At 43.2% G+C, this 431-nt stretch carries 1 protein-coding gene; it reads right to left on the reverse strand.

The annotated features are described in order from the left end of the window. Positions 1-14 precede the first annotated feature (14 nt). A partial coding sequence (locus ADI58_RS10245) for an LPXTG cell wall anchor domain-containing protein (protein ID WP_049522511.1) occupies positions 15-431 on the reverse strand: 417 nt, incomplete at its 5' end.

Raw genomic sequence — 431 nt, forward strand, 5'->3', positions numbered from 1 at the left:
ATGAGATCATCTATTTAAGCTTCCTCTTCATCGTCTTTTTTCTTTTTGGCAAATAGCAAACCAAATGCGCCAAGAAGAGATAGAACTCCCAATGCACCTGTAGCACGATCTGCTTTCGTACCAGTATTTGGCAATACTGCTTGCGGTTGAGAAACTGATGAAGCAGTTTCTGATACTTCATTCGGCAATTGAGTAGGTACTTCAACTGTTTGACTTGGTTGTCCAGCCGGTTGAGCAGCTGGCACCTCAGCAGGGGTAGCAGTATCTGGTCTACGATTTGTATCGTCAGATGGCGTAGCTGGTCCTTGTTGGCCGTCACCTGTTGGTCTAACTGGACTCACTTTCCTGAAGACGTGAATTACAACATCACCTTTAGTTTCTGTTCTTACAAATACATAACCTTCAATTTCACCATGTTCAAATGCTTCATT

The organism is Streptococcus mitis (assembly GCF_001074635.1).
GTDB classification, from domain to species: Bacteria; Bacillota; Bacilli; order Lactobacillales; family Streptococcaceae; genus Streptococcus; species Streptococcus mitis_E.